The organism is Streptomyces sp. NPDC048523 (genome assembly GCF_043199815.1).
Lineage (GTDB): Bacteria > Actinomycetota > Actinomycetes > Streptomycetales > Streptomycetaceae > Streptomyces.
The window spans coordinates 598,402-621,528 of record NZ_JBICWQ010000003.1 but is presented as its reverse complement, the minus strand read 5'-3'; the positions used below and the strand labels follow the sequence as shown (position 1 = coordinate 621,528).

The 23,127-nt window shown below is 70.3% G+C and carries 20 protein-coding genes; 8 read left to right on the top strand and 12 right to left on the bottom strand.

What is annotated here, in order from left to right; translation table 11 throughout:
* Window positions 1–2: 2 nt before the first annotated feature.
* Entirely contained in the window at window positions 3–710 is a 708-nt protein-coding gene (cpaB, locus tag ACGFWE_RS18700) for a Flp pilus assembly protein CpaB (RefSeq protein ID WP_352388958.1), read from the bottom strand.
* A 66-nt stretch (window positions 711–776) separates the two neighbouring features.
* On the bottom strand, window positions 777–1,676 hold the full coding sequence (locus ACGFWE_RS18695) for a hypothetical protein (RefSeq protein WP_393600499.1): 900 nt from the start codon (window positions 1,674–1,676) through the stop codon (window positions 777–779).
* Window positions 1,677–1,931: 255 nt separating this feature from the next.
* Between ACGFWE_RS18695 and ACGFWE_RS18690 the strand changes: the two genes are divergently transcribed.
* Window positions 1,932–3,614 (top strand): chitinase, encoded by a 1,683-nt coding sequence (locus ACGFWE_RS18690; RefSeq protein ID WP_393600498.1) that lies wholly within the window; start codon window positions 1,932–1,934, stop codon window positions 3,612–3,614.
* A 7-nt stretch (window positions 3,615–3,621) separates the two neighbouring features.
* Here ACGFWE_RS18690 and ACGFWE_RS18685 read toward each other — a convergent pair whose 3' ends face one another.
* Both ACGFWE_RS18685 and ACGFWE_RS18680 read right to left on the bottom strand, forming a co-directional pair.
* Window positions 3,622–3,939, bottom strand: a complete 318-nt coding sequence (locus ACGFWE_RS18685; RefSeq protein ID WP_393600497.1) for a hypothetical protein — start codon at window positions 3,937–3,939, stop codon at window positions 3,622–3,624.
* Window positions 3,936–4,298: a hypothetical protein gene (locus tag ACGFWE_RS18680; RefSeq protein ID WP_352388962.1), complete on the bottom strand. Its 363-nt coding sequence runs from the start codon at window positions 4,296–4,298 to the stop codon at window positions 3,936–3,938. Before ACGFWE_RS18680 ends, ACGFWE_RS18685 begins: the two co-directional genes overlap by 4 nt.
* Window positions 4,299–4,421: 123 nt before the next feature.
* Here ACGFWE_RS18680 and ACGFWE_RS18675 point away from each other — a divergent pair, with 123 nt between their 5' ends.
* Both ACGFWE_RS18675 and ACGFWE_RS18670 read left to right on the top strand, forming a co-directional pair.
* The gene (locus ACGFWE_RS18675) at window positions 4,422–4,928 is read left to right on the top strand and encodes a SigE family RNA polymerase sigma factor (RefSeq protein ID WP_352388963.1); all 507 of its coding nucleotides are present in this window, start codon (window positions 4,422–4,424) and stop codon (window positions 4,926–4,928) included.
* A gap of 77 nt (window positions 4,929–5,005) precedes the next feature.
* Complete coding sequence (locus ACGFWE_RS18670) at window positions 5,006–6,256, top strand: hypothetical protein (protein ID WP_393600496.1); 1,251 nt, start codon at window positions 5,006–5,008, stop codon at window positions 6,254–6,256.
* On the opposite strand, the gene ACGFWE_RS18665 is transcribed toward ACGFWE_RS18670, so the two are convergent.
* On the bottom strand, window positions 6,253–7,575 hold the full coding sequence (locus tag ACGFWE_RS18665; RefSeq protein WP_393600495.1) for an Nramp family divalent metal transporter: 1,323 nt from the start codon (window positions 7,573–7,575) through the stop codon (window positions 6,253–6,255). The two genes, ACGFWE_RS18670 and ACGFWE_RS18665, sit on opposite strands and share 4 nt — an antisense overlap.
* A gap of 236 nt (window positions 7,576–7,811) precedes the next feature.
* Here ACGFWE_RS18665 and ACGFWE_RS18660 point away from each other — a divergent pair, with 236 nt between their 5' ends.
* Window positions 7,812–9,146 carry a M14 family metallopeptidase gene (locus ACGFWE_RS18660; protein WP_352388966.1) on the top strand — a complete coding sequence of 445 codons (1,335 nt, stop codon included), beginning with the start codon at window positions 7,812–7,814 and terminating at the stop codon, window positions 9,144–9,146.
* A 6-nt stretch (window positions 9,147–9,152) separates the two neighbouring features.
* Here the strand turns inward: ACGFWE_RS18660 and ACGFWE_RS18655 are convergent, their stop codons facing one another.
* The 5 genes from ACGFWE_RS18655 to ACGFWE_RS18635 all read right to left on the bottom strand — a co-directional run bounded on the left by ACGFWE_RS18655 (window position 9,153) and on the right by ACGFWE_RS18635 (window position 13,781).
* Complete coding sequence (locus tag ACGFWE_RS18655; RefSeq protein WP_393600494.1) at window positions 9,153–9,695, bottom strand: hypothetical protein; 543 nt, start codon at window positions 9,693–9,695, stop codon at window positions 9,153–9,155.
* Between the two features lie 83 nt (window positions 9,696–9,778).
* On the bottom strand, window positions 9,779–11,251 hold the full coding sequence (locus tag ACGFWE_RS18650) for a GntP family permease (RefSeq protein WP_393600493.1): 1,473 nt from the start codon (window positions 11,249–11,251) through the stop codon (window positions 9,779–9,781).
* A 123-nt stretch (window positions 11,252–11,374) separates the two neighbouring features.
* The gene (locus ACGFWE_RS18645) at window positions 11,375–11,794 is read right to left on the bottom strand and encodes a RidA family protein (protein ID WP_393600492.1); all 420 of its coding nucleotides are present in this window, start codon (window positions 11,792–11,794) and stop codon (window positions 11,375–11,377) included.
* On the bottom strand, window positions 11,791–12,552 hold the full coding sequence (locus tag ACGFWE_RS18640) for an IclR family transcriptional regulator (RefSeq protein ID WP_393600491.1): 762 nt from the start codon (window positions 12,550–12,552) through the stop codon (window positions 11,791–11,793). The genes ACGFWE_RS18645 and ACGFWE_RS18640 overlap by 4 nt, the downstream gene beginning before the upstream one ends.
* The gene (locus tag ACGFWE_RS18635) at window positions 12,549–13,781 is read right to left on the bottom strand and encodes a sugar kinase (protein WP_393600811.1); all 1,233 of its coding nucleotides are present in this window, start codon (window positions 13,779–13,781) and stop codon (window positions 12,549–12,551) included. Before ACGFWE_RS18635 ends, ACGFWE_RS18640 begins: the two co-directional genes overlap by 4 nt.
* 157 nt (window positions 13,782–13,938) lie before the next feature.
* Between ACGFWE_RS18635 and ACGFWE_RS18630 the strand changes: the two genes are divergently transcribed.
* Both ACGFWE_RS18630 and ACGFWE_RS18625 read left to right on the top strand, forming a co-directional pair.
* A complete protein-coding gene (locus ACGFWE_RS18630) occupies window positions 13,939–15,213 on the top strand; it encodes an amino acid deaminase (protein WP_393600490.1) in 1,275 nt (424 codons plus the stop codon).
* Window positions 15,214–15,233: 20 nt separating this feature from the next.
* Window positions 15,234–16,844, top strand: a complete 1,611-nt coding sequence (locus tag ACGFWE_RS18625; RefSeq protein WP_393600489.1) for an amidohydrolase family protein — start codon at window positions 15,234–15,236, stop codon at window positions 16,842–16,844.
* 30 nt (window positions 16,845–16,874) lie between these two features.
* Here the strand turns inward: ACGFWE_RS18625 and ACGFWE_RS18620 are convergent, their stop codons facing one another.
* The gene (locus ACGFWE_RS18620; protein WP_393600488.1) at window positions 16,875–17,807 is read right to left on the bottom strand and encodes a serine protease; all 933 of its coding nucleotides are present in this window, start codon (window positions 17,805–17,807) and stop codon (window positions 16,875–16,877) included.
* Window positions 17,808–19,120: 1,313 nt separating this feature from the next.
* On the opposite strand from ACGFWE_RS18620, the gene ACGFWE_RS18615 reads away from it, so the two are divergent.
* Both ACGFWE_RS18615 and ACGFWE_RS18610 read left to right on the top strand, forming a co-directional pair.
* Window positions 19,121–20,332: a pyridoxal phosphate-dependent aminotransferase gene (locus ACGFWE_RS18615; protein ID WP_352388975.1), complete on the top strand. Its 1,212-nt coding sequence runs from the start codon at window positions 19,121–19,123 to the stop codon at window positions 20,330–20,332.
* An 89-nt stretch (window positions 20,333–20,421) separates the two neighbouring features.
* Window positions 20,422–20,844: a hypothetical protein gene (locus ACGFWE_RS18610; RefSeq protein WP_352388976.1), complete on the top strand. Its 423-nt coding sequence runs from the start codon at window positions 20,422–20,424 to the stop codon at window positions 20,842–20,844.
* 386 nt (window positions 20,845–21,230) lie between these two features.
* Here the strand turns inward: ACGFWE_RS18610 and ACGFWE_RS18605 are convergent, their stop codons facing one another.
* The gene (locus ACGFWE_RS18605) at window positions 21,231–23,054 is read right to left on the bottom strand and encodes a phosphoenolpyruvate carboxykinase (GTP) (protein ID WP_352388977.1); all 1,824 of its coding nucleotides are present in this window, start codon (window positions 23,052–23,054) and stop codon (window positions 21,231–21,233) included.
* Window positions 23,055–23,127 lie beyond the last annotated feature (73 nt).

Here is a 23,127-nt window from a genome sequence, read left to right as displayed (position 1 = left end):
TCTCACTTGTCCTTCGCGAGTTCGTACGTGCGGTCCTGCTCCGGGATGGTGCCGGTCTCGCCCGGTGCCACCAGGGCGAGCCGGACGCGCTTGGCGAAGGACTCGGCGTACGTGATGCGCTGGGCGTCGAGGGCGGAGAGCGCGAAGGTGATAGGGACGGCGTCGGTGGCCCCGCGGGTGCGGCTGTCGGCGTCGGGTTCGAGGGCGGTGATCTCCCCGACGTCGAGGACCCGCGCGTTCGTCACGATGACCTTGGACAGGTCGGGGTCACCCTCGCGCTGCCCCTCGAAGGTGGCGTAGACGTTGACCGCGGAGCCTGCCGTGATCTTGCCGGCGACGCCGGTCGCCGCGTCGATCATGATGGCGACCTCCTGCTGCCCGGGCCGCAGGGCCGGCTGATCGACGATCATGTCGCTCTGCAGCAGCGAGCCCGCTTTGAGGGTCGTCACGGCGATCTTGTCGCGGATGTCCGCGAGATCGGTGACCGCGTTCGCCGACAGCCAGCGCTCGGGCATCTCCGTCTTCTTGAACTGGTCCGCGGTGAGCCGGGTGTACGGCGGGATGCTCTTGCGGACCTCGTACGCCGTGACCTCGGGGCCGACCTTGGACTTCACGTCGTCGATGACGGAGAGCACGCCGGCGAAGGCCGCGAGGGCGCCCAGGACCGACAGGAGCAGGAGTATCACGCCGCGGCGCTGACGGGAGTTCATGAACCGTACAACCTCGTTGGGGGGCTCGGTCGAGCGGAATCGGGGACGGGGGCGATCCGGTGCGGCTCACCCGGCGGGCAGTTGGTGCTGGGCGTGCTGTTGCTGCTGTTGCTGCGCGGAGGCGGGCGTCACGGGTGCGGTGGCCGAGCAGAAGACGCAGCGGTCGCCGATGACGTCGATGCCGCACCAGTGACAGATGTTCTGCCGTACCGAGGTGACGAGTTGGTAGAGGACGGACAGGTCGGGCAGGAAGGTGCAGAACTCGATCAGCTTGCCGGTGCCCCACCACTCGGCGGACTCGGCGGGCAGCGGGGTCTCGCGCAGCCCCTGGATCCGCCAGGAGGTGGCGAGGCTCCCGGAGACCCAGTCGGACTGGAGCTGGCCGCGGGCGACGAGCATCGAGGTGGCGAACTCCGGGCCGGCGAGCGTGGCGTCCGGGGCGAGCCTGACGAGCTGCGGCTGCGGGTGGGCGAGCACGGCGAACTGGCTTCCCGGCACCCAGGACTTGGCGTGCGACTTGAGCCCGACGGGGACCCGGTCGAGCTTGGCCACGGAGCCGAGGAGCGCGCCCGCGTGGAGGTAGTGGGTGAGCAGCCGGCCCGCCGAGGCGAGCACGCCGGGGCTGAGGTCGCAGGAGGCGAGCTGCCTCAACTGGCGGGCCAGGACGGCGGTCGCGAGGGGTGGCAGTTCGGGCTGGAACAGGGCGATCCGGTCGCTCTCCAGGAGGGACCGCACGGTACGCAGCCGCTGGTCCACCGCCGGGGGCACGGCACGGGAGTACACGACGACCACATGTCCGTGCTGGTCGATCAGGGTCTGGAGGGCGGCGAGCGAGTGGTCGAGCGGCTGCCGGTCCAGGCCGTCGAGCACGACGGCGGGCAGGGTCCGCTCGTCCTGCGCCGGCAGCGCCATGTCGGTGCCGGTCACCGCGATGGCAGTTGGCACGCGCAGCTCCCCGTATCCCATGCCCGTGGGCCCGACGGATCACTCCGGCGCACCCGATCGACTTCACTGCGTGACTACCTGAGCACTGTAACCACGGCTCCATGGCCGGAGAACAGCGATTCTGTGACTTCCTGGCCTGCGTAACGTGTCAATAGCGGTCCATTCCTGCCCAGATGGGGCGCACTTGCCACGTGCGCGGGCCGGAGAAAGGCCGGTTGTGCATTCATCGCGACGCCCTCCTTGACAGCGGTATTGGTCTGGACCAACTCTCTTGTCATGCCCATACTCAGCAGAAGACGGTTCTGGACCACCACCGTCACCGCGGCCCTCGCCCTGGGTTTCGCGGGCCCCGCCTCGGCCGCGGACGTCAACAACGCGAAGAACGCCGGCTTCGAGTCCGGCCTGACCAACTGGACCTGTTCCGCGAGCAGCGGTACGACCGTCTCCTCCCCGGTGCACGGCGGCTCGGCCGCGCTGAAGGCGACACCGGCCGGGCAGGACAACGCCAAGTGCGTCCAGACGGTGGCCGTGAAGCCGAACTCGACGTACACGCTGAGCGCGTGGGTGCAGGGCGGCTACGCCTACCTGGGCGCGACCGGCACCGGCACCACGGACGTGTCGGCCTGGACCCCGGACTCCGCCTCCTGGAAGCAGCTGACGACCACCTTCACCACGGGCGCCTCGACGACCTCGGTGACGGTCTACACGCACGGCTGGTACGGACAGGCCGCCTACCTCGCCGACGACGTGTCGGTCTACGGCCCGGACGGGGGCGGCGGGGGTGACCCCTCTCCCACGGTCCCGGGGGCACCGACCGGCCTGGCGGTCTCCGGTACGTCCTCGTCGTCCGTCTCCCTGGCCTGGAACACGGTCTCGGGCGCGACGGGCTACAACGTCTACCGCAACGGCACAAAGGTCACCGCGGTGACCGGGACCTCGGCGACCGTGACGGGGCTGGCCGCGTCGACGTCGTACAGCTTCCAGGTCACGGCGGTGAACTCGGCGGGCGAGTCAGTGAAGTCGGGCGCGGTGACGGGGACGACGACCGCTTCCACGGGCGGCGGGGGCGGCACGGTGCCCAAGCACGCTCTCACCGGGTACTGGCAGAACTTCAACAACGGGGCGACGGTCCAGAAGCTGTCGGCCGTGCAGTCGCAGTACGACATCATCGCGGTGGCGTTCGCGGACGCGACGACGACTCCGGGTGCCGTGACCTTCACCCTCGACTCGGCGGGGCTCGGCGGGTACACGGTCGACCAGTTCAAGGCGGACATCAAGGCGAAGCAGGCGGCCGGGAAGAAGGTCGTCGTCTCCGTGGGCGGCCAGAACGGCACGGTCTCGGTGAGCGATCCGACGTCCGCGGCGAACTTCGCGAACTCGGTGTACGCGCTAATGCAGACGTACGGCTTCGACGGCGTCGACATCGATCTGGAGAACGGGCTCAACGCGACGTACATGTCCCAGGCGTTGCGCTCTCTCGCGGCGAAGGCGGGCTCGGGTCTCGTCCTCACGATGGCACCGCAGACGATCGACATGCAGTCGACGTCCAACGCGTACTTCCAGACCGCGCTGAACGTGAAGGACATCCTCACGGTCGTCAACATGCAGTACTACAACAGCGGTTCGATGCTGGGCTGCGACGGCAAGGTCTACTCCCAGGGCTCGGTGGACTTCCTGACCGCCCTGGCCTGCATCCAGCTGGAGGGCGGACTGTCCCCGTCCCAGGTGGGGTTGGGCCTGCCGGCGTCCACGAGCGGGGCGGGCAGCGGCTATGTCGCGCCTTCCGTGGTGAACAACGCGCTGGACTGCCTGACGAAGGGCACGGGATGCGGCTCCTTCAAGCCGTCGAAGACCTACCCGGACCTGCGCGGCGCCATGACCTGGTCGACGAACTGGGACGCGTCGGCGGGCAACGCCTGGTCGGGCACGGTGGGCCCGCACGTGCACGGGTTGCCGTAGCCGTCGGTCAGGACGCGGCCGGGTTGGCGCCCTGGACGACCGCCATGACTTCCCGGCCCGTCTCCCCGATCGTCGGCCGCAGCTCCCGCGCACCCGTGCCGCGGAGCGTGACCAGGGCGGAGTGCCCGGGGTCGACCGTGTGGTCCGGGCGGTTGTAGCGCACGATGCTCGTCACCGTCAGATCGATCGGCGCCCGTGTGTCGCGGACCAGCGAGAAGCGGGCGCCTGGGCGGACGGGGCCGCGGAGGCAGCGCACGACGACCGTCACCCCCGTCGCCGTCGCGCTCCGCACCTCGTGGATCTGGAGCTCCGCGTCCACCGTCACGCCAGCGGCTGGTAGTACCCGAGGACCGGTGCCAGTTGGGCGAACCACTGACCCAGGGTGTCCCGGCTCCGCGCGTCGACGACGCACTCGTAGAAGCGGCCGTCGAGGTGGACGACGGCCATCATCAAGGTCTTGCCGTTCGGGCCGGCCTTGTAGTGGACGCTGCGGATCTCGTGCCAGGAGAACTCGGCCGAGCGCCCGTGGTCCTCGAAGGCGACGCCCGCGGAGTCGACGACGATGGAGTTGTGGCGGTCGACGGCCATGAACTCCGGGCCCGCGGGCACCTCTTGGGGCGGCGGAGAGGCGAAGGCCGAGGGGGGCGGTGGCGGGCCGAAGCCCGGCGGCGGCGGGGTCGTCATCGGCATCCGTTCCCTTGCGTCGTGGACTGCTCGCAGGTCATGTGAAACATTCTCCCCGCCCCACCGCGTCGGTGAAGTGAGGACCTCTTTTTACAGCCGGGCGCACAGCACCAGGGGGAACACATGAGACAGGCCCGCGCGGACGAGTACGCGGAGTTCGCCGCTGCCCGGGCCGGACACCTGTACCGGTCGGCGTGTCTGCTGACCGCGGGTGACACTCATCTCGCCGAGGACCTGGTGCAGGAGGCGCTCGGGCGGATCTACGTCCGCTGGAGCCGGATCTCCCACGTCGGCAACCCGGCGGCGTACGCGCAGACCGTCCTGGTCCGGGTGTTCCTGACCCATCGGCGCCGCCGCAGCAGCGGTGAGCGCGCGACCGACGTCCTGCCGGAGGTGGCCGCCGCCGGTGTCGACACGCCCCTGCGGCTGACGCTGCTCGACGCCCTCGCGCGGCTGCCCGCCAAGGACCGGGCCGTGGTCGTCCTGCGCTACTGGGAGGACCGCTCCATCGAGGAGACCGCCGGTGTCCTGAACTCCAGCGCGGCAGCCGTCCGCACGCGCTGCACCCGAGCCCTCAAGCAGTTGCGCGGGCTCCTCGGCGAGGACATCGGCGCCTACGCCCGGCCCTGACCGGCCGGCCCTCCGACTTCGCTTTCGTCCGACCGATTCGTCCGACCGATTCGTCCGACCCGGAACGGTGGTTTCCCATGCCCGCAGACCAGCACACAGACCCCTTCGAGGAGCGGTTCGCCGCCGCTTTGCACGAGACCGGCGGCGGGTTCAACACCGACCGCACGGCCCTGGCCGCACGGGGCGCGGTGCTCGGCCGGCGCAAGCGGTTCGTGCGGCGGGCCGCCGTCGCCGGGGGCGCCGCGAGCGTCGTGCTCGCCTGCGTGGGCGGGGCGCTGGTCCTGCGGCCGGGCGGTACGGCGACGGAGGCCGTGCCGTCGTCCGTGACGGCCTCCGCCAAGCCGAAGCCGAAGCCGAGCGTCACGGCCACGCACACGACCGACAAACAGATGATCGAGATCCTCAAGCGCCTGTTGCCCAAGGGCGACTTCAGCGAGGAGCGCGGGCAGGGCACCGAGCCGACCCACAAGCTGAAGGTGCCCTCGCCGTCCGCCGGGCTGGTCTTCGACGACGGCAAGGGCGCCGCGGCCATCGGGGTCAGCGTGGGCCGGGTGCAGCCGGGCGGTACACAGGCCCGGCAGGCGGCCCAGTGCCCCGACCGGGTGTTCATCCCGTACGACGCCTGCAGGACGAGCCGGCTCGCCGACGGCTCCGTGGTCACCGTGCTCCAGGGCTACGAGTATCCCGACCGCCGGGTGGACACCAAGTTCTGGTCCGCCGAGCTGGTCACCCCGACCGGGCAGCACATCACCGTGAGCGAGTGGAACGCGGCCGCCGAGAAGGGCAAGCCCGCCACCCGGACCGATCCCCCGCTGGACCCGGCCCGGTTGACCCGGCTGGCGGCGGCGAAGGAGTGGCGCACCGTCGCGAACGCCCTCCCCGCGCCCCTGCCCGACCCGGAGCTCCCCGGCTCCGACCTGCACGCCCGCACCCATCTGCTGGCCCTGCTGCCCAAGGGCCTGAAGGTGACCGGCAAGAGCAGCGACGACGGCGACTACGCCTACGCCGTGGTCGACGACGGCAAGGGCCAAAGCATGGTCCAGGTCAATGTGCAGCCCGACATGCTGGACTCGGCCGGTGACCTCTTCGGCTCGAACTCCGAGACCCTGCCCGACGGCACCCGGGTCGCCGTCAAACAGGGCCCCGGAGACCGGGGCGACCAGGTGATGTGGACCGTCGACACCATGCGCGCCGACGGCAAACGCGTGGTGATCAGTGCTTTCAACGCCGGCACCCAGATGGAGCCCGCGACCCGCAAGACCCCCGCGCTGACCATCGCCCAGATGCGGAAGATGGCGCTCGACGCCCTGTGGTGGAGCGGCAGTTAGAAGAACTCCGACCAGGGCTGGTCCCAGATCTGCTTCACGCACAGGACCAGGAACAGCAGGCCCGCGATCGCCAGCATCGCGTTGCTCAGGGAGCCGTTGCGCCACTCCCTGGGCGTGCGGGAGGTGTTCAGCAGCCACATCAGGGTGCCGGCCAGGAAGGGCAGGAAGGCAGCGCCGAGGACGCCGTAGAGGATGACCAGACGGAAGGGCTGGCCCTGGAAGAGCAGGACCATCGGGGGGAAGGTCAGCCAGAGCAGATACGCCCGGAAGGGCCAGGAGCGCTCGCGGGAGCCGGACGCGACCTCCTGGCCGGAGCCCGCCGCGCCCTCGCGGCCGCGGTAGCGCGCCACGAAGTCCGCGAACATCAGGCTCACGCCGTGCCAGACGCCGATCAGCGAGGTGAAGGACGTGGCGAAGAAGCCGATCAGGAAGAACTTGGCGGTCGCCGAGCCGTACTCGTCCTCCAGGATGTCGCTCAGCTGGACGAGCCCCTTGTCGCCGCTCGCGATCGCCACGTTGGAGCTGTGCAGCAGTTCCGCGCCGACGAAGAGCATGGCGACGACGAAGATGCCGGTGGTGATGTAGGCGACCCGGTTGTCCAGGCGCATCACCTTCATCCAGCCGGTGTTGGTCCATCCCTTGGCGTTGACCCAGTAGCCGTACGCCGCGAGGGTGATCGTGCCGCCGACGCCGCCGATCAGGCCGAGGGTGTTGAGGACGGAGTCCTTCTCGTCGGGCAGGACGGGCAGCAGGCCCGCGAAGGCGTCGCCCAGGTTCGGGGTGACCCTGATCGCCAGGTACACCGTCACCACGAACATGACGCCGACCAGGACCGTCATGACCTTCTCGAAGACGGCGTACTTGTTGAACCAGACGAAGACCAGGCCGACCAGACCGCAGGCGATGGCCCACCATTCGAGGTCCATCACGTCCGGGAACAGCGCCTGGAGCGGCAGTGCGCTCGACGACATGGCCGCCGCGCCGTACACGAAGCCCCAGATCACCACGTAGGCGGCGAAGAACCAGGTGGTCCAGCGGCCCAGGCTCGCCCAGCCGTCGAACAGGGTGCGGCCGGTGGACAGATGCCAGCGGCCCGCCGCCTCCGCGAGGGAGATCTTGACCAGGCAGCCGATCACCGCGGCCCACAGCAGGGTGTAGCCGAAGTTGCTGCCCGCGATGAGCGTGGCGACCAGGTCACCGGCGCCGACGCCGGTCGCGGCGACGACGATCCCCGGGCCGATGTACCGCCAACTGGACTTGCGGGGCAGGGGGTTCGCCTCACCGGCACCGGTCACTGTGTTGTCCGTGGTGTCCGCCATGAAGGTCAAGAAACCCCAAAGATCGCGGCACGGCAAGAGGGCATGCGGTGAAGGACCGGCGCACAGTTCACGCCATCGCGTCTTTATTGACTCTTGACCTGCTCATGCCACAAGCCCACGATGAGCACGCCCGCGATGAGCGGCACACCCGCACCGGCAGCACGTCGCTGAACCACCCCCGCTCCACTCCCCCACTTCCGGAGATCCCGGAAACCCCGGAGAACACAGGAGACTTCATGCGACTTCGCATACGCGGTTCCGGCGCCCGCGGCGGCACCCGCCACGCCGCCCTCGCCGCCGTTCTGGCCCTCGCCCTCGCGGCCCCGCTCTCCGCGAGCGCCGACAGCGCCCCGAAGGCGGCGCCGAGCACCGAGGACGTCCGCCAGTACGAGATCCACCAGCACTCGACACCCGTGACCCGTACGGCGATCCAGCAGACGGGCGTGACGGTGGACGAGGCCGACGAGGAGACCGTGGTGGTCTCCGGAAGAGCCGACCAGATCAGGCAGCTGCGCCGACTCGGGTACGAGGTCTCCGAGGCGGGGTCTGTTCCGTCGAGGACCGCGGAGGGCGGGGTCCGGCTCTACGACTTCCCCTCGGCCGACTCGCGCTACCACAACTACGCCGAGATGAACGCCGAGATCGACCAGCGCCTCGCCGCCTACCCGAACATCATGAGCAAGCGGGTCATCGGCACCTCGTACCAGGGCCGGAACATCGTCGCCATCAAGATCAGCGACAACGTGGGGACCGACGAGGCCGAGCCCGAGGTGCTGTTCACCCACCACCAGCACGCCCGCGAGCACCTCACGGTGGAGATGGCCCTGTACCTGCTGCGCGAACTCGGCGCGGGGTACGGGAGCGACTCACGGGTGACGAACATGGTCAACAACCGGGAGATCTGGATCGTCCCCGACCTCAACCCGGACGGCGGCGAGTACGACGTCGCCACCGGCTCCTACCGCTCGTGGCGCAAGAACCGGCAGCCCAACTCCGGTTCTTCGGCCGTCGGTACGGACCTCAACCGCAACTGGGCCTACCGCTGGGGCTGCTGCGGCGGCTCGTCCGGGTCGACGTCGTCCGAGACCTACCGGGGTCCGGCCGCCGAGTCGGCGCCCGAGGTCAAGGTGGTCGCCGACTTCGTGCGCAGCCGGGTCGTCGGCGGGGTCCAGCAGATCAAGTCGAACATCGACTTCCACACGTACAGCGAACTGGTGCTGTGGCCCTACGGGTACACGTACTCCGACACGGGGACCGGGATGACGGCGGACGACAACGCCGTGTTCAGGACCGTCGGGCAGAAGCTGGCCGCGAGCAACGGGTACACGGCGGAGCAGGCCAGCGACCTGTACATCACCGACGGGTCGATCGACGACTACCTCTGGGGCACGCACAAGATCTTCTCGTACACCTTCGAGATGTATCCGTCGTCGAGTTCCGGTGGCGGTTTCTACCCGCCCGACGAGGTGATCGAGCGGGAGACGTCCAGGAACCGGGACGCGGTCCTCCAACTACTGGAGAACTCGGACTGCATGTACCGGTCCATCGGGAAGCAGGCCCAGTACTGCTAGGGGCCCCTACTCGGACTCCTCGGCCTCTTCTTTCTCCGACTCCGGGGTCTCGTCCTCGAAGTACGCGTCCAGGACGGCGTCCAACTGCTCGTCCCACTCGGTGAACCGCGCCCTCGACCCGGCCTCGATCTCGATCGGGTACCAGCGCCGGTCGGGGGTGTGCACCGTGATGGTGAACCGCTTGCCGAAGCGCGGGGACTCCGTCTCGACGGCGCCGATCTCGTCCCAGCGGAACTCGCAGGCCTGGTCGTCGAGAGAGAGCCGTACGCCCTTGTGATCGGCGACGATCCTCGCGCGCCGGTCGGAGGCCTCGAAGACGGGCCCGTCGGCGGCGTCCTCCTCGGCTTCGGTCTCCTCGGCTTCGGTCTCCTCGGGGACCGAAGCCGAAGAGGACACCGCCTCCGCCGCGGGTTCGTCGGCCTCCACGGCCTCCTCCGCCTCGGTCTCCCCCGCCTCGCCGGACGCGGGTGGGGTGAGCCCGGGGATGAAGGCCGGGTCGAATCCGGCGCCTTCCAGGGGCTGGCTGCTCGAACCTATGCGCTGCTCCACAGCGGGCAGTATGGTCGACGATCCTGTGCCGGACACAGCCGGCCCCTACATCGTTATCGGACGCCTACATGGGGCCGGACCGCCTACATGAACACACTCAGGACCGCGGCCACCGCGAACCCGGCCACCGACAGCACCGTCTCCAGCACGGTCCACGTCTTCAGCGTGTCCCGCTCGCTGATGCCGAAGTACTTGGCCACCATCCAGAAGCCGCCGTCGTTGACGTGGGAGGCGAAGATGGAGCCGGCCGAGATGGCCATGATGACGAGGGCGACGAAAGCCTGGGAGTGGTGGCCCTCCGACAGCAGGGGCGCCACGATGCCCGCCGTGGTGACGATGGCGACCGTCGCCGAGCCCTGGGCGACCCGCAGCACCACCGAGATCAGGTACGACAGCACGAGCACCGGCAGGCCGACGTCGTTGAAGGTGTCGGAGAGCGCCTGGGCGACCCCGCTGGCCTTGAGGACCGCGCCGAAGACCCCGCCCGCGCCGACGACCAGCAGGATGTTGCCGACCGGCTTGAGGGACGCGGTCGACACCGTCTCCAGGGACCTGCGGGACCAGCCGCGGCGGATGCCGAGCAGGTAGTAGGCGAGGAGCAGGGCGATGGTCAGCGCCACAAAGGGGCTGCCGAAGAACTCGATGACCGAGCGGCCGGTGGAGGGGTCGAGCGCGATCGAGGAGAACGTGGCGGCGAGGATCAGGACCAGGGGCGTACCGATGATGCCGAGGACCGTGCCGAGCGGTACGGGGTCCTCGCGCGGTACGACGCCCTGCGACCGCTGCTCCTCGATCACCGCCTGCTTCGCCTCCGCGGCCGCCTCCACCATGTCCTGCGGCACCGCGACGAAGATGCGGCGGCCGACCCACGCCGAGTAGGCCCACGCGGCCAGCACCGCGGGGATGCCGCAGACGATGCCCATGAGGATCACCCAGCCGAGGTCCACGTGGAGCAGTCCGGCGGCGGCGACCGGGCCGGGGTGCGGGGGCAGGAAGGCGTGGGTCATCGACAGGCCCGCCAGCAGCGGCAGACAGTAGAGCAGGATCGACCTGCCGCTGCGCTTGGCCGCCGCGTACACGATCGGCGCGAGGACGAAGATGCCGACGTCGAAGAAGACCGGGATGCCGAAGATCAGGCCGGTGAGGCCCATGGCGAGCGGGGCGCGCTTCTCGCCGAAGAGGTTGAGCAGCCGGGACGCCAACACCTCGGCGCCGCCGCTGACTTCGAGGATCGCCCCGAGCATCGTGCCCAGACCGATGATGATCGCGACATGGCCGAGGATGCCGCCCATCCCGGACTCGATGGTGGACACGGCGTCCGATCGCTGGACCGTGCCGAAGAGTTCGGTGACCGAGAGACCGGCGAGCAGGCCGACGGTTATGGAGACGCCGAGCAGGGCGACGAAGGGCTGGAGTCTCACCTTGATGATCAGGAAGAGCAGCAGGGCGATACCGAGGGCGGCGACCGTGAGGAGGCCCGCGGTGCCGTCGATGAGGAGGAGCAGGCCACCGGTGTGCGGGGGTGTCTCGGTGGCCGCGGCGAGCGGTAGTGACATGGGGGTCCTCTTCGTAAGTACATGGAGCTTTCGGGCAGGGGGCATCGCGGCACGGCACCCCGGGGGGTGCCGTGCCGTGCGGGACGTGCGGGAGGTGCGGGGAGTACGGGAGTCGACGGGCCGTCAGCCGAGGACGGCGAGCGCGTCGATCTCGATGAGGAGCCCGGCGGGCAGCCCGACGTAGACGGTGGTCCGGGCGGCGGGCGGGGCGGTGAGGCCCTGTTCCTCGAAGTAGGTGTTGTAGATCGAGTTCATCTCGGCGAAGTGGTCCACGTCCGTCAGGTAGACGCGGATCATCAGCACGTCGTCCCAGGAGGCGCCGCCCTCCTCCAGGATCGCCTTGACGTTGGCGAGGGTCTGGAGGGTCTGTTCGCGCAGGGTGGACCCGGCGGGCGTGGGCGGCTTGCCCTCCTCGGCGGGCAGGAAGCCGACCTGCCCGGCGACCTGGAGGATGTTGCCCTTCCGCACTCCGTGGGAGAACTTCGCGGGCGGGGTGGTGTGGGTACTGGGGGTGAGCGCGATCTTGTCCGTCTTGTCCGTCATCCGGGTTCCTTGGCTGTCGTTCTGCCCGAGTACTCGCCGCTGATGGCATCGGCCGTACGGCGGACCTGTGGGAGGAGGGTGAGGAGTTCCTCGGCGGTGACGACGACGTTGGGCGCGGAGACCGACATCGCCGCGACGACCCTGCCGTCGGCGCCGCGGACAGGGGCCGCGACGCAGTTGATGGACTCCTCGTGGCCACCGAGGTCGGTGGCCCAGCCCTGTTCGCGCACCCGCTCCAACTCCTGGAGGAAAGCGGGGGCGTTGGGTGTCGAACGGGCCGTGTACAGGGGGTATTCCAGGGTGTCCGCGAGGGCGCGCCGCTCGGCATCGGGCAGATCGGCGAGCAGCAGCTTGGCCACCGCGGCGACGGTGATGGCGACGGGCTTGCCGATCCGCGAGTACATCCGCACCGGATACCGGCTCTCGACCTTGTCGATGTACAGCACCTCGGCCTCCTCGTACACGGCGAGGTGGACGGTGTGACCGCACTGTTCGTTCAGCCGTACGAGGTGGGGGTGGGCGATCTCGCGGATGTCGAGGTTCTCCATCGCCTCCTGGGCCAGGGCGATGAGGCGGGCGCCGAGGCGGTAGCGCTGGTCGGACTGCCGGTAGACCATGCCGTGTTCGTGGAGGGTGCGCAGGAGTCGCAGCGCGGTGGACTTGTGGACGCCGAGGCGGTCGGCGACCTGCCCGAGGTCGGCGGGGCCCTCGGCGAGCAGCGGCAGGATGCTCAGTGCTCGGTCGACGGTCTGGCTCATGGGGTGCGTACCTCCTCCGGGGCCCTGTCGGCCTGCGTCCGGCCGGGGCCGAGTCGAAGTGTCCCCCACGTGTCGTCGTCGAGGGCGGCCAGCCGGTCGGTGGTGTCGCGGTCGGGGGGTGTCGCGAGGTCACCGGGGGTGGCGAGGGCGGCGGCGGCCCACAGGTGACCGTGGCGCAGGCGGCTTTTCAGGGGGAGTTCGCGCAGGGTGGCGGAGAGGAAGCCCGCCGCGAAGGCATCGCCGGCACCGGTGGTGGCCACGACGTCCACGGCCAGGGCCGGCACGAAGACCCCCGGCGCCGTGGCCGGCCGGGGGCGGGTGTCGCTCGCCCGCACCTGCGGGCTGCCGCCCTGGGCGGACCGGGAGCCGCCCCTGACGGCACGGCCGCCCGGGGTCAGGGCGAAGGGACGGCTGTCGGCGGGCTGCGAATGATCGGGTGAAGGTCCGTCATCCTGCGACCCCGGGCCGGTGACCGCCGCCAGCGGTGCGGGGCCGTGTCGATGCGCGGTCCCGCCGCAGGGCGCGGCGCCCTGCCCCCACCGACCCGCGGACGACACGAACGCCGTGGCCCCCAGGCCCCCTTGCTTCACCACCAGCACCCCCGGCTCGGGCAGCACCGCCCGAATCCCCGAGGGCCCGCCCGTCACTCCCCACGCCTCCTCGGCCTCGTCCTCCCCCACGAACACGAGGTCGGCCCGGCGCGCCAACTCCAGCAGCACCCGGGGCCCGTCGGCGTCACGCCACAACCCGGCCCGGTGATTGACGTCGAAGGACACGAGCGGCCGGTCCGCCGCCGGTGCCGTCAGCTCACGCAGCAACTCCAGGCACTCGGACGACAGCGCGGCCGTGATCCCCGAAAGGTGCAGCACCCGAGCCGCCCGCACCACCGACAGATCCAGGTTCGCCGCGGACATCGCCGAAGCAGCCGACCCCGCCCGGTAGTAGGCGACCTCATGCGCATCGGTCGCCCGGTCCCCCGCCGTACGGAAGTACACCCCCGTGGGCCGGGAGGCATCCCTGCCGACCGCGGAGGTGTCGACCCCGTACGCCCCGATCGTCTCGACGAGGTGATCCCCGAAGCCGTCCGCCCCGACCCGGCTGACCCACCGCACCGCGTGACCGGCGGCGGCCAGCCCGCAGGCGACGTTCGACTCCGCGCCCCCGATCGCCCGGTCGAAGGACGGCACGTCGGCGAGTCGTCCGGGCCGGCTGGGCAGGAACGTGACCATGGACTCGCCGAGCGCGACGACGTCCACGACGTCGGGGGCATTCACGATGGTCGTAGCTCCTTCATTGACCCGGGATTCGCCTGGATGTTAGACAGCAGTGAGCGATATACGCAATGAACGTTGCAGAGAGTGCAACGCACCCCTTCAGGGAGGCCTCGTGTCCGGTACCGAAGCGCTCGCCCGTCTCGCGGAGGACCGCGTCGACCACCGCTTCAAGGGCCTCCCGCCGGACGCGGACGGCCTGACCGTCGCCGAGCTGACCGCCCAGCGCCGCAACCTCTTCACCGACGGCTTCACGACCCCCGTACTCGCCCTCTCCGCCGAGCGCCTGCGGCACAACCTCGCGCTCATTCAGACGTACGCCGCCCGTCACGGCCTCGCCTTCGCCCCGCACGGCAAGACGACCATGGCCCCCCAGCTCTTCCGGCGCCAGATCGAGCACGGCGCCTGGGGCATCACCCTGGCCGTACCCCACCAGGTGCGCGTCGCGCGGGCGTACGGCGTCCAGCGGGTCTTCCTCGCGAACGAACTGGTGGACCCGGCGGCCCTGAGGTGGATCGCCGCCGAGCTCGCGCGCGACGAGACCTTCCGCTTCATCTGCTACGTCGACTCCGTCCGCGGAGTCGAGCTGATGGACGCGGCCCTGCGGGGCACCGCCCGCCCCCTGGACGTCGTCGTCGAACTCGCCGCCGGTGAGGGCGCCCGCACCGGCGTCCGCACGGAGGCGGAGTGCGCGGCCGTCGCCGACGCGGTCGCGGCCACAAGGACGCTACGGCTCGTCGGTGTCGCCGGATACGAGGGCGAGGTCCCCGACGCCGACCCGGAGCGCGTCCACGCCTGGCTGCGCCGACTCGTCGCCCTGGCCGCCGACTTCGACAAGGCGGGACGGTTCGACGCGGCGGCACCGGACGGGATCGTGATCAGCGCCGGCGGCAGCGCCTGGTTCGACGCGGTCGCCGACGTCTTCGCCGAGGTCCCCGAACTCTCCCTGCCGGTACTGAAGTTGCTCCGCTCCGGCGCCTACGTCTCGCACGACGACGGCCACTACCGCAAGGTGACGCCCTTCAACCGGATCCCCGAGGAGGGCGCCCTGGAGCCCGCGTTCCGGTTGTGGGCGCAGATCGTCTCCCGCCCCTCCCCCGGCCAGGCCTTCGCCAACGCGGGCAAGCGGGACGCGGCCCACGACCTCGACCTGCCCTTCCCGCAGGTGGTCCGCCGGGACGGCACCGAGCGCCCGGCCACCGGCATCGAGGTGACCGCCCTGTCCGACCAGCACGCCTGGCTGGCCACCACCCCCGGGACCGACCTCGAGGTCGGCGACTGGCTGGGCCTCGGCCTCTCCCACCCGTGCACGTCCTTCGACAAGTGGCAGCTGATCCCGGTGGCGGAGGCCGACGGCACGGTTGTCGAATACATCCGCACGTTCTTCTGAGACGCGAAGGGAGTCCGGCGATGGAAGAGCTCGTCATCCGGGACGCGGACGTCGTCGACGGCAGCGGCGCCCCCTCGTACCGCGCCGACGTGGTCGTCGACGGCGGCCGGATCGTGTCGATCGTCAAGGAGGCCGCCGCCGCGGGCTGCCAACGCCCCAAGGCCCGGCGCGAGGTGGACGCCGAGGGACTCGTCCTCTCCCCCGGCTTCATCGACATGCACGCCCACAGCGACCTGGCCCTGCTGCGCGACCCCGACCACAGCGCCAAGGCCGCGCAGGGCGTCACGCTCGAAGTGCTGGGCCAGGACGGGCTGTCGTACGCGCCGGTCGACGACCGGACCCTGGAGGAGGTCCGCCGCGCCATCACCGGGTGGAACGGCCACGGCGACGACATCGACTTCGACTGGCGGTCGGTGGGCGAGTACCTGGACCGCCTCGACCGCGGGATCGCCGTCAACGCGGCCTACCTGATCCCCCAGGGCACGGTCCGCGCGCTCGTCGTCGGCTGGGAGGACCGCGAGGCGACCCCCCACGAGCTGGACCGTATGCGCCGGCTGGTCGCGGAGGGCATGGAACAGGGCGCGCTAGGCATGTCGTCGGGCCTGACCTACACGCCCGGCATGTACGCCGAGGACGCCGAACTCACCGAACTGTGCCGGGTGGTGGCCGAGTACGGCGGCTACTACTGCCCGCACCACCGCTCGTACGGCGCGGAGGCCCTGAAGGCGTACGAGGAGATGGTCGCCCTGGCCCGGGAGGCCGGCTGCGCCCTCCACCTCGCCCACGCGACCATGAACTTCGGCGTGAACAAGGGCCGGGCGCCGGAACTTCTCGCCCTCCTGGACGAGGCGCTGGCGTCGGGCGCCGACATCAGCCTGGACACCTACCCCTACACGCCCGGCGCCACGACCCTCGCGGCCCTGCTGCCGAGCTGGGCGGGCGAGGGCGGCCCCGAGGCGGTCCTGAAGCGGCTGGCGGACGACGACACGGCCGAGCGGATCCGGCACCACCTGGAGGTCGTCGGGGCGGACGGCTGCCACGGGGTGCCCGTCGAGTGGAACACCATCGAGATCTCGGGCGTCGGCGACCCGGCCCTCGCGGACTTCGTCGGCCGTACGGTCGCGGAGTCGGCCCGCGTACGCGGCGAGAGCCCCTGGACGACCGCCCGCCGGCTCCTGCTCGCCGACCGGCTGGCCCCGTCGATCCTCCAGCACGTGGGCCACGAGGAGAACGTCCGCACGATCATGCGGCACCCGGTCCACACCGGCGGCTCCGACGGCATCCTTCAGGGCGCCAAGCCGCATCCACGGGCGTACGGCACGTTCCCGCGGTATCTCGGCACGTACGTGCGGGAGTTGGGCGTCCTCTCCCTGGAGGAGTGCGTGGCCCACCTCACCTCGCGCCCGGCGTCCCGGCTGCGCCTGCCGGACCGAGGCCTGATCAAGGAGGGCTACCGGGCCGACCTGGTCCTCTTCGATCCGGAGACGGTGGCCCCGGGTTCGACCTTCGAGGACCCGCGCAGGCTGCCGACCGGCATCCCGCACGTCCTGGTCGACGGACGGTTCGTGATCGAGGACGGCCGGCGCACGGATGTCCTGGCGGGGCGGGCGGTCCGTCGCAGTCCCGTGTGACGGAACGCCGCGCGCCTTACCGGCCGGGGCCTACGGCTTGGGCAGGGTGCAGCCGCTCGCGCTCAGGTTGAGCTGGTTGCCGGTCGTGAAGCAGGCCGGGATGTTGTAGATCTCCTGGGCGTAGTTGATGCCCTCGCGGACGGTGACGTTGCCGTTCGCGTCGACCTCGCACGGGTTGTTCTCCGTGCAGCGCTCGCCGTCCTCGTTGCCGGTGTTGTTGACGGCGACGACCTTGCCGGTGGCCTGGTCGATGACGGGCGAGCCCGAGGTGCCGCCGATGGTCTGGCAGGCGGAGGTGTAACGGACCGAGTCCTTCCAGGTCCAGTCGCCCTCCTTCAGCCGGTACGCGAACCCGTCGATGTTGCAGCTGTAGAGCCGCTTCCAGTACCCGGAGGCCACCGTGATGGCGGTCCCGGCGGTCGGGTGCGTGTCCTGCACGGTGAGCGGGGAGATGCCGTACGCGCTCTTGATCGACGCGTACGTGCTGGTGAGCTGGTAGATCGAGACGTCCGTGTCGGTCATGGTGCCGTAGGCGAGCTTGCTGGCGCGCAGGGTGGCGACCTTGGTACCGGCGGAGTTGAGCAGCCCGAAGGTCCGGCTGGACGCCTGGTTGGTGAGCACCTCGCCGGGCTCGGGGAAGCCGGTGGTGAGGCAGTGCCCGTTGCTGAGCACCAGTGCCGGGGCGGTGTCCAGGGAGTTCGGGAACCGGATGACCGAGCCGGAACAGTTGCTGAGCGAGACGGTCCCGGCGAGGGTCACGGCCTGGAGCTTGGGCGACGGGGCCGTGACCTGGGACAGGGTGTCGGTGGCGGACGTGACCAGGTTCTGGACCACGGAGACGGGGGTGTTGGTGTCCACGCTCTTGCCCACGCTCCGGGCCGTGGGCTCGGCGGCGACGGCGGGTGCGGCGCCTATCCCGGCCAGGGCCAGGGCGCTGAGCGCGGCGACGAGAGGCTTTCTCATGTGGGGGTCCCCTCTTGCGACTTGGGCGACCGGAAATCTTCCGGCCGCCCGTGAGTTTGTCATGAACATTGCGAAGAAGGGTGGCCACTTGGACAAGAACCTGTGCCGAGCCCGCGCCCCTCGACGGACGACACCTGCACATCCGGGACAGGGCGAACATTTCCGCGAGTTCAACTTACCCATCTGTAGGGCTACTTGAGCGTCTTGCCGCCACGTTGCCCCACGTCTCTTGCTGTCGGAGGTGGCCGTGGGGGCGCTTGCTCGAGGGCGGCGAGGAGTGACGGACTTGCGTCGGCGCGGGCCCTGGACACGGGTGGGGGGCGCGCACGTCAGAGGCGCCGACTCTGGTTGCCGGACCACCGGGGATGGTCGGATGCCGGAGTGCTCACAACGAATACGCCGACACCGACCACCGGCCCATCGGGAGCCCGCGCGCCCGGGACTGCCGGCCGGGTGGAGGAAGCCGGGGGCCGGGCGCAGCTCGCCTCCGCGAAGGCCGGGGCGGCTTCGCGCCGCGGGTGCCGCCAGGGCCCGGAGCAGGAGTCCGACAACGACAGAGACAGCCCCGCACTCACGGCTGCCGCCGCCACGACTCCGACCACCACGACCACCCGCGCGAATCCCGACCAGCCCTACCGCAGGCAGCCCAGGTGCTCGTACCGGATACGCCGGTGCCAACCCACCGGATGCCTCGGGCCGCCGGCCGGGTGGAGTACCGCTCGGCTCCCCGGAAGCCGGGGCGGCATCGCGCCGCGAGCCCCGCCAGGGCCCGGAGCAGGAGTCCGACAACGACAGAGACAGCCCCGCACTCACGGCTGCCGCCGCCACGACCACCCGCGCGAATCCCGACCAGCCCTACCGCAGGCAGCCCAGGTGCTCGTACCGGATACGCCCGGCGCCAACCCACCGGATGCCTCGGGCCGCCGGCCGGGTGGAGTACCGCTCGGCTCCCCGGAAGCCGGGGCGGCATCGCGCCGCGAGTCCCGCCAGGGCCGTACTCACGGCTGCCGCCCCCACGGCCACCCTGCGCAAGCGTCGGCCATCCCTACCGCAGGCGGCCCGGCCGACGGGATCGGGACCGTTCGACGCGCTCCGGTCGGCGGGCTCGATCCGAGGGAGTTCCGCCGTCGCGCGCCTGTGCGCTCCTCGTACGCCGGGTCACCCCAGCCCCCGGCGCACAGGCGTTCACGGCGCATCACAGGGCCGGATGTGGCAGCTGGGACAGCTAGCGGGCGATAACAGTCCAAACCACCGCGTCTCACGTGGCGGAAAACACGACCCGTCAAGCGTTACCGGGCCGTAAGCTCCCAGACATGCAGGTGATCCAGTCGACCAAGCTCGCCAATGTCTGTTACGAGATCCGGGGCCCGGTTCTCGAGGAGGCGATGCGCCTGGAAGCGGCCGGGCACCGCATCCTCAAGCTGAACACGGGCAACCCCGCCGCCTTCGGGTTCGAGGCGCCGCCCGAGATCCTGGAGGACGTCCTCCGGAACGTGTCAACGGCCCACGGGTACGGCGACGCCAAGGGCCTGCTCGCCGCACGCCGGGCCGTCGTCATGCACAACCAGACCATCGGCATCGAGACCGACGTCGAACACGTCTTCATCGGCAACGGCGTCTCCGAGCTGATCGTGATGGCGATGCAGGGCCTGCTCGACGACGGCGACGAGGTCCTCGTACCGGCCCCCGACTACCCGCTGTGGACGGCCGCCGTGTCGCTGTCCGGCGGTACGGCCGTCCACTACCGCTGCGACGAGCAGTCTGACTGGATGCCCGACCTCGCGGACGTGGAGCGCAAGGTCACCGACCGCACCAAGGCGATCGTCATCATCAACCCCAACAACCCCACCGGCGCGGTGTACGACGAGACCATGCTCAAGGGGCTGACCGACATCGCCCGCCGGCACAACCTGCTGGTCTGCTCGGACGAGATCTACGACAAGATCCTCTACGACGGTGCCACACACACCCCGACGGCGTCGATCGCCCCGGACCTGCTCACCCTCACCTTCAACGGCATGTCCAAGGCCTACCGGGTCGCCGGGTACCGCGTGGGCTGGATGTCGATCTCCGGCCCGCGCGCACACGCCGACTCCTACATCGAGGGTCTGACCGTCCTGGCCAACATGCGCCTGTGCGCGAACATGCCGGGACAGCACGGAGTGGTCGCCGCGCTCAGCGGACGGCAGTCGATCAAGGATCTGGTGCTGCCGGGCGGACGGCTCGTCGAGCAGCGGGACGTGGCGTACGACCTGCTGACCCAGATCCCCGGCGTGAGCTGCGTGAAGCCGAAGGGGGCGCTGTACCTCTTCCCCCGGCTCGACCCCAAGGTCTTCAAGATCAAGGACGACCGGCGGATGGTCCTGGACCTGCTGCGCCAGGAGAAGATCATGGTCGTCCAGGGCTCCGGCTTCAACTGGCCCGAGCCCGACCACTTCCGGGTGGTGACCCTGCCGACGGTCGGGGACCTGCGGGACGCGGTGGGGCGGATCGGGAACTTCCTGGACGGTTACGGGCAGCCGTAGACCGAGGGTCCGATCTTTGCGCTCGCTCAACTCAACTTTAGACGAAATCTAAGCTAGGATGGTTTCCTGACTGCACAGGAGGCCATCCCATGTACGAACCGATCCGCACCAAGTCGGTCCACTCCACGATGGCCGGCCCCACCTCCGACTTTCCCCACCGTTCCCGCGAGGAAGAGCTGGACATCCAGCTCGCGGGCCATCTCGCCGCACTCCTCGCCGTCACGGACGAACTGCGTGCGCTGGCACCCTCCGCCGACCTGGACACCGCGGCCGAGCGGCTCGCCGAGCAGGTGACCCGGCTGCGGGGCGGAGGCGCACCGGCTCGCGCTTCGCTGACCTCGGTCGGCTCGGAACCGCACCTCACCGACCTGCACCACCGCGCCCACGCGGTGGCCGGGCGCGCGCTGCTGGTGGCGGCGTCCCGTGCGGACACGGCGGCGGCGATCCTGGCGGCGGAGCGGATGGACGCCCACGCGGCGGCCCTGGAGCCCCGCGAACTCGCCACCCACTGAGCCCACCCACTGAGCCTACGGCTCCCTTGAACGGCCCCGGTCCGCGCGCACCCAGAGCGACGTGCGGACCGGGTGCCACGCACTGCGTCGGCTTGAGCGGGGGTGCCGGATCGCCGTAGGGGTCCGTGTCGGGTGGCGGCTGCGAGTTCGTCGTGGCTGGTAGCGCCGCCGCTGAGCCGCATATCCACGGCAGCCCCGCGCCCCTGACGGGGCGCCTCACCGAGAGCCGGCGAGGTCAGGCAAAGGCAGCACGCCCCGCACGCCATTGTGCGGGGCTGTTTCGTGACTCAGGGCCTGCACGGCCCTCGTGCCGCCACCCGCGGCCGGCCCGTGACGATCACGGGTCAGGGCTCCCATCGGGGCCGGCCGCGGGGGTATGAGGGGGATCAGCCCAGGCGCTGCACCAGCGCCCGGTACTCGTCCCACAGCTCCTTCGGGGTGTGGTCGCCGAAGGTATTGAGGTGCTCGGGGATCAGGGACGCCTCCTCCCGCCACACCTCCTTGTCGACCGTGAGCAGGAACTCCAGGTCGGAGTCGGCCAGTTCGAGGCCCTTGGTGTCGAGCGCGTCCTTGGCCGGCAGGATGCCGATCGGGGTCTCGACGCCCTCGGCCCTGCCCTCGAGCCGCTCCACGATCCACTTCAGGACGCGGCTGTTCTCGCCGAAGCCGGGCCAGACGAACTTGCCCTCGTCGTTCTTGCGGAACCAGTTGACGTAGTAGATCTTCGGGAGCTTCGACTGGTCCTTGTCCTTGGCCACGTCGACCCAGTGCCCCATGTAGTCGCCCATGTTGTAGCCGCAGAACGGCAGCATGGCGAAGGGGTCGCGGCGCAGCTCGCCGACCTTGCCCTCGGCGGCGGCGGTCTTCTCGGAGGCCACGTTGGCGCCGAGGAAGACGCCGTGGTTCCAGTCGAAGGACTCCGTCACCAGCGGCACCGCGCTCGCGCGCCGCCCGCCGAACAGGATCGCCGAGATCGGCACGCCCTTGGGGTCCTCCCACTCGGGCGCGATGATCGGGCACTGCGCGGCGGGGGTGGTGAAGCGGGCGTTGGGGTGGGCGGCCGGGACGTCCGAGGAGGGCGTCCAGTCGTTGCCCTTCCAGTCCGTCAGGTGGGCCGGGGTCTCCTCCGTCATGCCCTCCCACCAGACGTCGTTGTCGTCGGTCAGCGCCACGTTGGTGAAGACCGAGTTGCCCCACAGGGTCTTCATCGCGTTGGCGTTGGTGTGCTCACCGGTGCCGGGCGCGACGCCGAAGAAGCCGGCCTCGGGGTTGATGGCGTAGAGGCGGCCGTCCTCGCCGAACCGCATCCAGGCGATGTCGTCGCCGATGGTCTCCACGGTCCAGCCGGAGATCGTGGGCTCCAGCATGGCGAGGTTGGTCTTGCCGCAGGCGCTCGGGAAGGCGGCGGCGACGTACTTGGACTCGCCCTGCGGCGGGGTGAGCTTGAGGATGAGCATGTGCTCGGCGAGCCAGCCCTCGTCGCGGGCCATCACCGACGCGATGCGCAGGGCGTAGCACTTCTTGCCGAGCAGGGCGTTGCCGCCGTAGCCGGAGCCGTAGGACCAGATCTCGCGGGACTCCGGGAAGTGCGAGATGTACTTGGTGGAGTTGCACGGCCAGGGAACGTCCTCCTGGCCCTCCTCCAGCGGCGCCCCGAGGGTGTGGACGGCCTTCACGAAGAAGCCGTCCTCGCCGAGTTCGTCGAGGACCGGCTGTCCCATGCGGGTCATGGTGCGCATGGAGACCGCGACGTAGGCGGAGTCGGTGATCTCGACGCCGATCGCGGAGAGGTCGGAGCCGAGCGGGCCCATGCAGAAGGGGACGACGTACATCGTCCGGCCCTTCATCGAACCGCGGAAGACGCCCTTGTCCCCGGTGAAGATGTCCCGCATCTCCGCCGGTGCCTTCCAGTGGTTCGTCGGGCCCGCGTCCTCCTCCTTCTCCGAGCAGATGAAGGTGCGGTCCTCGACGCGCGCGACGTCGGTCGGGTCGGAGGCCGCGTAGTAGGAGTTTGGGCGTTTGATCGGGTCGAGCTTCTTGAAGGTGCCCTTCGCGACGAGCTCCTCGCACAGGCGCTCGTACTCCGCTTCGGATCCGTCACACCAGACCACGCTGTCCGGCTGGGTCAGTTCGGCGATCTCGTTCACCCACGAGATCAGTTCCTTGTGCTGGGTGGGGATGACGGGGGGAGCCGCGATGTCGCGCGCCACGATTGCTCCTAGATGAGGGATTTTTTGTTTGGAGGCCCCGTGGGGGCTGCGACCCGGATGCTTCTCGTGCCTT